The following is an 8,960-nucleotide window of genomic DNA, read 5'->3' as shown; positions in this document are numbered from 1 at the left end:
TTAATTTCTTTTTTTTTTCTTCGCCTTTCTGTTGGTGGCGGGCGCCGGCCGCGGGCCGGCCCCCCCCCCCCCCACTTCCAGCAGATAACCGTCCTCGCCGGCGGCGCGGTCCGTCCAGGTGAAGTGGATACCGGTCGCGTGCTTGACGACCGCCGTGAAGTCCGTCGGGGCCGCCGCCGTGTTCGCGTCGGCGCCGCCCGCGCCCCGGGCCGTCAGAGGTGCCGTCCGCACCTTCGGTCCCTTGACGGTCCGAGTCCGAGGCGTCATCCACTCCTGGTTGTCGGTCAGTTCCTTCTCCGAGGGTTCACCCGGTGGCAGCGACACCTTGACCGGTGCGGACGCCGGGCCGAAGTAGGGGCGCAGCCGGTAGTAGAAGGGCGTCTCCGGCATCAGATCCGGATGGCGGTACGTCGTACGGCCCGGCGCCATGAACTCCAGCACCGTGTACGGCCCCGCCTTCTCCGTGGCGAACTCCACCGTGCTGCCGGCCGCGCCGGGCTCGTCGTCCTGCCAGCGCAGCGTGATGTCGACGGGGGAGTCGAGCGTGGCCGCGAGGCGCGCCGTGGTCACCGCCCGCTGCGCCTTCCCCTCCTTCTTCGCCGTCCTGTCCGGCGGTGTGGAGGAGCAGCCCGCCAGGGTGAGGAGGGTGAGGGCCGCGGCGGTCGCGCCGATCGCGGCGCGGAGTCGAGGTCGTCGAGGCACGGCGTCCGTCCTTCCGGTCTGCGGGTGCGTGGGGAGTGCCCGGTGACCGCGCGGACCGTACGCGGTCACCGGACCGGGGATGTGCCTCGACCGGCTTACTTGCGCCAGAACTTGATGCCGCTCCATACGACGTTGGCCGGCCCGCTGCCGCTGTCGGTGCGGTAGGCGCCGAACTTGTCGTAGAAGCTGCCGCCGGGGCTCGCGTAGCTGTGCTTCAGCGAGCCGTTGATGTACGTACGGTGCTGGCTGCCGACCTGGTGCACGGTGTTCACCCGGACCGTGGCGCCGACCGTGCCCGCGTTGGACAGGGTGGTGCCGCCGTGGACCGCGTACAGGCGTCCGCCGCGCTCGCCGGCCAGCATGAAGAACGGCCCCGAGGCCGATTCGTTGAACGTCTGCTTGAGGCTGATACGGGTGCCGCCCATGCTCGCGATCCGGAAGTAGCCCTCGAACTGCCGGGTACCTCCGGTGTAGGTGGCGTACCGCCGCTCGGCGCGCTGGTCGCCGCTGCCGGTGGAGCAGGTGAGGGTGAAGGTCAGGTTGTCGACCTGGCCGCAGCCTCGCTCCTGGACGGTGAAGGAGGGCGAGGTCGAGGTCCACCCTCCGGGTTCGACTTCCGCGTACGCGTTCGGTGCCGTCAGCATCATCGCTGCGGCGGCCGAGAGAACAGTGACGGTGCGCTTGATTCTGGGCACGTCTCACTTCTCCGATTCGGTGGGGGCATGGCGCTGGAGTCGCATCAGAGTAGAAGTGTCCACGTCAAGCAACAAGAGATTCAGCGGAACTTCATGAGGTTCAAAAACATGAACGGGCATTCCTCGTGAAACACCTCAAACAGCAATGCCCCGCCGGTCATATGCGACCGGCGGGGCTATGTATATGAACAGGCGTCGTGTGCGCGGCCTGCTGTCAGGCGCTGTGCGGCAGGTCCTGGACGGTGCGCAACAGGCTGTCGGGGAGCGCCAGATTCCACGCGGTGATGACCGGGTTGCCGTGCTCGGTGCCGAGCCTGGACACCGTCCCGGTCTCCAACTGGAACAGCGCGCCCTCGGCCGCCGTGAGCCGCAGATAGCGGGCGGTGAGCACGCGCAGGAAGTGGGAGTGGGCCACGAGGGCGATGTCCTGGTCGCCCGAGCGTCCGGCGGCGGTGCGCACCTCGGCGAGCACCCGGTCCGCCCGGTCGCTGACGTCGGACGGGCTCTCGCCGGGGTGTTCGCCGGGGCCCGGCGTGGTCCCGTCCGTCCAGAGATTCCAGTCCGGGCGGGTGCGACGGATCTCCTCGGTGGTCACGCCCTCGTATCCGCCGTAATTCCATTCGTGCAGGTCGGGGGAGATGCGGGTGGACCGCAGCCCGGCGAGTTCGGCGGTGCGCCGGGCGCGCGCCAGCGGACTGACCAGGGTCAGTCCGATCTGGCGGTCGGCCAGCAGAGGGACCAGCGCACGGGCCTGGTTCTCACCGTGGGCGGTCAGCGGCAGGTCCGTGTGGCTGGTGTGCTGCCCGGACAGCGACCACTCGGTCTCGCCGTGTCTGATGAGGATCAACTCGCCCATGGGTGCTATCCGTTCGTTCGTGCTGAGGCTCCGAGGTGCGGGGCCCGGCTCGCGATGCGGCCGCTCGCCGGCCGGTCCGGCTCCACGATCCCATCACGCCGCGCTCCGCGCGCTCGGGGGCGCGCCCGGCGTGGGCCGGCGTGCCCGTGGCGCGGCTCACAGGCGCCTCACCAGCGGCTGGGGAACACTCCGTCGTGGTTGAGCGTTCATCTATACGTGGTCGCGGAGGGGAAAGTGACGACTCCGCGGCCACACTAGAACGGCCCCGGCTGGTCCATCCCCCGAACCAGCCGGGGCTCCTTCGCTGTCCGGGGCGACTGTCTCCGGGTCCACCGGCAGGGCCCGCGTCCGGGTCGTCGGTACCCGGCGTCTGTCCGGGTCGTCTGTACGGGCCCGGCGTCGTCGGCGCCCGCGCCGTACGGCTCAGGCGTCGTCGCCCGGGTCCCAGTCCAGTAGCCGGACCTTCGCCACCGTCCGTACGTGCCGGCGCATCGCCGTCGCCGCCGCCTTGCCGCGCCGGCCCTCGATCGCTTCGAGGATCGCGCGGTGCTGGGTCAGCGAACGCTGGGGTCGGCCCGGCTGACGCAGTGACTCGTTACGGCTCTCGGTGATCTGTTCGGCGATGGACCGCATGAATTCGGCCAGCAGGCCGCTGTGGGCCGCGGCCGTCACCGCGGCGTGGAAGAGCCGGTCGCCCTCGACGCCGTGGTCGCCCGCCTCGATCTCGTCGGCCATATGACCGAGCGCCGCCCGCATCGCGGCCAGATCCTCCGGCGTACGCCGCTCGGCGGCCAGTTCGGCGAGCTTGGTCTCCAGCGCCTCGCGCGCCTCCAGCACGTCGGGCAGCCGGCGCTTGCGCTCCACGAGCCGTTCGACCGGTTCGGCGTCGAGGCTGTCGCGGACGAGATAAGTACCGCCGCCGTGCCGTACCTCGACGAGTCCCTGCACTTCCAGTACGACGATCGCCTGCTTCACGGACGCCCGGCTGACGCCCAGCCGTTGGGCGAGTTCGCGCTCCGGCGGCAGTCGGTCGCCGGCCCGCAGATCGCCGTCCGCCACATGGTGACGGAGCCTGTCGAGGACCTGTTCGTACAGTCGCGGCCGGGTCATCGGCCGCAGTGCGTCGGACACACGAACCCCCCATACCTGGTCGTTCGCAGCCTAACACCGGGCGGTCAAGTGGCTGAGCCAATTCCTGTCGAATCCCTTGACGCCTCGGCGGGCCGGTGTTCAAAGTGGTCCAGCCACTTGGCCAATACCGTTTGGCCAGTTTTCAACGGGACCCAGGGACGGGAGCCCCCCGATGTCCGCCGAACTGATCTCGATCCTTGTACTCGTGGTCGTCTTCGTGATCGCCACGACCCGCTCGATCAACATGGGCGCGCTCGCCTTCGCCGCCGCCTTCGGAGTCGGCGAACTCGTCGCCGACCTGGACGCGGACGGTATCTTCGCCGGATTTCCCGGTGACCTGTTCGTGGTGCTCGTCGGAGTCACGTATCTCTTCGCCATCGCGCGCGCCAACGGCACCACCGACTGGCTGGTGCACGCCGCCATCCGGCTCGTACGTGGCCGAATAGCACTGATCCCCTGGGTGATGTTCGCCATCACCGGGGCGCTGACCGCGATCGGCGCCGTCAGCCCGGCGGCCGTCGCCATCGTCGCGCCCATCGCCCTGAGTTTCGCCGCGCGTTACGGGATCAGCCCCCTGCTGATGGGCGCGCTGGTCGTGCACGGCGCCCAGGCCGGCGGCTTCTCGCCCATCAGCATCTACGGCTCGATCGTCAACGGCGTGGTCGAGCGCGAGAATCTGCCCGGGAACGAACTCGTCCTGTTCTTCGCCTCGCTCGTCGTCAACCTGATCATCGCGGCGATCGTGTTCGTCCTGTTCGGCGGATTGAAGCTGAAGGGCCGCGACCTCGAAACCGAGACCGACGGCCAGGGGCAGCGCAAGGAGAACGGCAACGGCCAGGGCCAGGGACAGGACAAGAGCGGCGACGCCGGAGCACTCGCGGCCGACGCCGCGCGCCTCACACCGGCCCGTATCGCCACCCTCACGGCTCTCGCGGCACTCGTCGTCGCCGTCCTCGTGTTCGACCTCGACGCCGGCCTCTCCGCCATCACCCTCGCCGTCATCCTCAGCGCCTTCTGGCCGGACGCGAGCCGCAAGGCGGTCGGCGAGGTCGCCTGGCCGACCGTGCTGCTCATCTGCGGTGTCCTCACCTACGTCGGTGTCCTGGAGGAGATGGGCACCATCGAGTACGCGGGCAACGCCGTCGGTGACATCGGAGTCCCGTTGCTCGCCGCCGTACTGCTCTGCTACATCGCCGCCATCATCTCCGCCTTCGCCTCCTCCGTCGGCATCATGGGCGCGCTCATCCCGCTCGCCGTGCCGTTCCTCGCGCAGGGCGAGATCGGGGCGGTCGGCATGATCGCCGCGCTCGCCGTCTCGGCGACCGTCGTGGACGTCAGCCCCTTCTCCACCAACGGTGCCCTGGTGCTCGCCGCCGCGCCCGATGTCGACCGGGAGCGTTTCTTCCGGCAGTTGATGGTGTACGGAGGCATCGTGGTGGCGGCGGTACCCGCGGCCGTATGGCTCGTGCTGGTGGTGCCAGGCTTCGGATGACCCGGTTACCGCACGTCCGGCGGCGTTCGGACGCCCCGTCGGCCCGCCAGACCCGTCAGACTCGTCGACAGCAAGGAGAACGACGCGTGTCCCCTCTCTTCCCGGCCCTTGCCGCAGGTTCCACCCGGCCCGCGCTCCACTTCGGTGACCAGGCGCTGAGCCACGCCGAACTGGCCACGGTGGCGGGCGCCCTGGCCGCCAGGATCGCCGGAGCGCCACGCGTCGCCGTCTGGGCCACACCCACCCTCGGTACGGCGGTGGGCGTGGTGGCCGCGCTGCTGGCGGGTGTGCCCGTGGTGCCGGTCAACCCCAAGACGGGTGAGCGGGAGCTGACGCACATCGTGACGGACAGTTCGCCGGCCCTCGTCCTCGCCGAGCGCGGGGTCGAACTGCCGCCGATCCTGGCCGCGTTGGAACGTCTGGACACCGACGTCACCGGCGTCATGGGGGAGGCGGGCCCCGCCGTGCCGCTGCCCGCAGAGCCGTCCCCCGAGGACCCCGCGCTGATCGTCTACACCTCCGGCACCACCGGCCCGCCCAAGGGCGTCGTCCTGCCGCGCCGCGCCGTCACCGCCACCCTGGACGCCCTGGAGGACGCCTGGCAGTGGACCGAGGCCGACGTCCTCGTCCACGCCCTGCCCCTCTTCCATGTCCACGGCCTGATCCTCGGCATCCTCGGCCCGCTGCGCCGCGGCGGCTCGGTGCGCCACCTCGGCAGGTTCAGTACGGAGGGTGTGGCACGCGAACTGTCCACGGGAGCCACGATGCTCTTCGGCGTACCGACGATGTACCACCGCATCGCCGAGGCCCTCGCCGACGATCCCGCGCTCGCGAAGGCCCTCACCGGCGCGCGCCTGCTGGTGTCGGGATCGGCCGCGCTGCCCGTGCACGACCACGAGCGCATCGCGGCCGCCACCGGACGCCGCGTCATCGAGCGCTACGGGATGACGGAGACCCTGATGAACACCAGCGTGCGCGCGGACGGCGAACCGCGCGCCGGCACCGTCGGCGTCCCGCTGGCCGGGGTCGAACTGCGGCTGGTCGACGAGGCGGGCGCCGGGATCACCACGTACGACGGCGACACCGTCGGCGAGATCCAGGTGCGCGGCGCGAACCTCTTCACCGAGTATCTGAACCGCCCCGACGCCACCGGGGCCGCCTTCGACGACGGCTGGTTCCGTACGGGCGACATGGCGATCCGCGACCCCGACGGCTACGTCCGTATCGTCGGCCGCAAAGCCACCGACCTCATCAAGAGCGGCGGCTACAAGATCGGCGCCGGCGAGATCGAGAACGTGCTGCTGGAACATCCGGGGGTGCGGGAGGCGGCCGTCACCGGGGAGCCCGACGAGGACCTGGGGGAGCGGATCGTCGCCTGGATCGTCCCCGCACAGGCCGATGCCCCGCCGTCGGCCGAGGAGTTGGCGGCGCACGTCGGGGCGCAACTGGCCTCGCACAAGAGGCCGCGCACCGTGCGCTATCTGGACGCGCTGCCCCGCAACGACATGGGCAAGATCATGAAGCGGGCCCTCCGTGGCTGAGCGGATGAGCGCGCGGCAGGCGGTCGCCGCCCTCACCGGGACGACCCCCGACGGCGCTCCCGCGGGCTTCACCGAACTGCCCGCGCCGAAGGACACCTCCGCCCCGGACGGCCCCCTGGCCTGGCAGGGGTACGACGAGTCCCGTGCCCGCGCGGCGACGCGCACCGGCGAGGACGAGTCCGTCATCTGCGGCACCGCGCGCGTCGGCGGCACCGAAACGGTGCTGATCTCCTTCGAGTTCGGCTTCCTCGGCGGATCGCTGGGGGAGCGCACCGGAGACCGGCTGGAGGCCGCGTACACCCACGCCCGCGAACGGCGGCTGCCCGTCGTCTCGTTGATCGCGACGGGCGGCAGCCGTATGCAGGAAGGCATGCTCGCGCTGCTCCAACTCCAGCGCGTGGCACGGCAGTCCGCCCTCACCCGGGCGGCGGGGCTGGCCCAGATCGCGGTGGTGCGCGACCCGACGACCGGCGGCGGCTGGGCCACCCTCGGCGCGGGCGCCGATGTGATCCTGGCCCTGCCCGGCGCCCAGATCGGCTTCGCTGGCTCGCGGGTACGGCCGGCGGACGCCGACCCGTACGCGTACACCGCCGAGGCGCAGCTGACGGCCGGTCATATCGACGCGGTGGTACGGCCCGAGGAACTGCGCGACACCGTCGCCCACTGGCTGACACTCCTGACGGACGGCGCCCGCGGATCCGACCACGACGGCGCGTCCGTGGCGGCCGCCGAGCCGCCCGCCGCACTCGGCCACGCCGCACCGCCCGGCACCGGCTGGGACGCCGTGAGTCTGGCCCGCGACTCCCGACGTCCGCGCGCGGAGGCCTATCTGGACGCGTACTTCACCAGCCGCGCGTCCGTCGACGGCGATCGCTGCGGCGGCACCGACCCCGGAACACGGTGCGGATTCGGCGTACATGAGGGCCGTACGGTCGCGTACGCCGCCCAGTGCGGCACCCCGACCCTCCCGGCCGGCTACCGCACCGCGGCCAGGCTGATCCGCCTCGCGGACCGGCTGGGGCTGCCCGTGCTCACACTTGTCGACACCCCGGGCGCCGCGAACGACGCCGAGGCGGAACGCTCCGGAGCGGGGGCCGCCATCGCGGACCTGTTCGCCGCCGTCGCCACCGCCCGTGTGCCGGTCACCACGCTGCTGATCGGCGAAGGCGGTTCCGGTGGAGCGCTGGCACTGGCGGCGCCGGGCAACACCTGGGCCACACCGGACAGTTACTTCTCCGTCATCGCGCCCGAACTCGCGACGGCGATCCTCAAACGGCCTCCCTCCGAGACCCGCGCGACGGCCGACCAACTCAAACTGCGGCCCCAGGACCTGCTGTCACTGGGGGTGATCCGCGGCATCGTGCCACCGGCCGCGAATTGAAGTCGGGCGATTTCTCATGGGCCTCTCACCAGCTTTGTCGGACCATATGCCTATGGTGAGTCCGTGACGCAGACGACTCCGCCCGGCTGGTATCCGGACCCAGGACATGAAGGTGAAGGCCCGCCTCAGGAACGGTGGTGGGACGGGTCGGCCTGGACCGACATGGTCCGCTCCGACTCGGCGGCGACCTGGAGCTCGCCCTCCGGACCGGGCGCGCCCGGCATTCCGCCCTACCCCGCGGGGCCGCCCCCGGCAACCGGCGGGCGCGGCCGCCGGATCGCGCTCGCCGTCACGGCGGCCGTGGTGGTACTGGCCGTCGTCGGTGGCGGCTTCCTCCTCCTCGACGACGACGGCGACAACTCGGCGGACAAGGCGAGCACGACCCCGTCGACCGGTCCCAGCAAGCCCGGCCAGGACGGCCGCCCGGCACCGGACGGCTCGCAGCCGCCCGGCGGCCCCGAGGCGCCCGACGGCGGCAGCGGCGGCGAGGACGGCGGTGGCAACGGTGCGCCCCAGCAGGAGATCCCCACCGAGGACGGCTACGCCACCGACCTGGCCAGCGGCATCAGCATCCCGGTGCCCAAGGGCTGGAGCGGCCAATCGGGCCCCGTCGGCGCCGGAGTGAGCACCGGGGAGCACCCGTGCCCCGGCAACCCGGACGAGTCCTGCGTGCGCGGCGGGGTGAACTCCGTCCCGGCGGTCGCGCTGGAGATCAAGGCCACCACCGCCAAGGCGGCGGCCGAGGCCGACATCAAGAAGAACGCCGAGGAGTCCTACGGCGGCGAGAGCTACGGAAAGATCTCCTCGACCGACGAGTTGAAGTCCGAGGCCGTCACCGTCGCCGGCAAGAAGGGCTACTTGGTCCGGTGGAAGGTCGTCACCGGCAAGGGCGACGACGGGTATGTGCAGTCGCTCGCCTTCCCGTCACCCGCCCCCGGCGCACAGGACATGCTGATCATCGTGCGCTCCGGATTCGACATCAACGACAAGGCGCCCAAGCTGCCCGTGATGGACGAGATCACCGGCGGCATCAAGGTCGCTGCGGGCGGCGGCGCCGGCATGGGCGCGGGCGAGAAGGTCTGAGAACGGGCCGCGCCCACCGGGCGGCGGCCGGGCAGGACGTACGGAACGACCCACGGCCGGTGGCCGGTCATCACGACCC

8 protein-coding genes are annotated in these 8,960 nt (G+C 71.3%); 4 read left to right on the top strand and 4 right to left on the bottom strand.

Annotated elements, in window-relative coordinates; translation table 11 throughout:
• The 4 genes from ACFUN8_RS36025 to ACFUN8_RS36010 all read right to left on the bottom strand — a co-directional run bounded on the left by ACFUN8_RS36025 (position 1) and on the right by ACFUN8_RS36010 (position 3,384).
• Entirely contained in the window at positions 1–702 is a 702-nt protein-coding gene (locus ACFUN8_RS36025; protein WP_383647297.1) for a fibronectin type III domain-containing protein, read from the bottom strand.
• Positions 703–797: 95 nt separating this feature from the next.
• Positions 798–1,397 carry a hypothetical protein gene (locus tag ACFUN8_RS36020; protein WP_383647294.1) on the bottom strand — a complete coding sequence of 200 codons (600 nt, stop codon included), beginning with the start codon at positions 1,395–1,397 and terminating at the stop codon, positions 798–800.
• Positions 1,398–1,611: 214 nt separating this feature from the next.
• Positions 1,612–2,253: a histidine phosphatase family protein gene (locus tag ACFUN8_RS36015; protein ID WP_383647291.1), complete on the bottom strand. Its 642-nt coding sequence runs from the start codon at positions 2,251–2,253 to the stop codon at positions 1,612–1,614.
• 423 nt (positions 2,254–2,676) lie between these two features.
• The gene (locus ACFUN8_RS36010; protein WP_383647288.1) at positions 2,677–3,384 is read right to left on the bottom strand and encodes a FadR/GntR family transcriptional regulator; all 708 of its coding nucleotides are present in this window, start codon (positions 3,382–3,384) and stop codon (positions 2,677–2,679) included.
• 172 nt (positions 3,385–3,556) lie between these two features.
• On the opposite strand from ACFUN8_RS36010, the gene ACFUN8_RS36005 reads away from it, so the two are divergent.
• From ACFUN8_RS36005 to ACFUN8_RS35990, 4 genes are all read left to right on the top strand, one after another.
• Positions 3,557–4,876 (top strand): SLC13 family permease, encoded by a 1,320-nt coding sequence (locus tag ACFUN8_RS36005; RefSeq protein ID WP_383647285.1) that lies wholly within the window; start codon positions 3,557–3,559, stop codon positions 4,874–4,876.
• A gap of 86 nt (positions 4,877–4,962) precedes the next feature.
• A complete protein-coding gene (locus ACFUN8_RS36000; protein ID WP_383647282.1) occupies positions 4,963–6,417 on the top strand; it encodes an acyl-CoA synthetase in 1,455 nt (484 codons plus the stop codon).
• Complete coding sequence (locus ACFUN8_RS35995) at positions 6,410–7,798, top strand: carboxyl transferase domain-containing protein (protein ID WP_383647279.1); 1,389 nt, start codon at positions 6,410–6,412, stop codon at positions 7,796–7,798. The genes ACFUN8_RS36000 and ACFUN8_RS35995 overlap by 8 nt, the downstream gene beginning before the upstream one ends.
• Positions 7,799–7,861: 63 nt before the next feature.
• Entirely contained in the window at positions 7,862–8,881 is a 1,020-nt protein-coding gene (locus tag ACFUN8_RS35990; RefSeq protein WP_383647277.1) for a DUF2510 domain-containing protein, read from the top strand.
• Positions 8,882–8,960: the final 79 nt, after the last annotated feature.

This window comes from Streptomyces sp. NPDC057307 (genome assembly GCF_042667665.1).
Lineage (GTDB): Bacteria > Actinomycetota > Actinomycetes > Streptomycetales > Streptomycetaceae > Streptomyces.
Note: the sequence above shows the minus strand (reverse complement) of the source record. Positions and strands in the feature narration are given on the sequence as shown.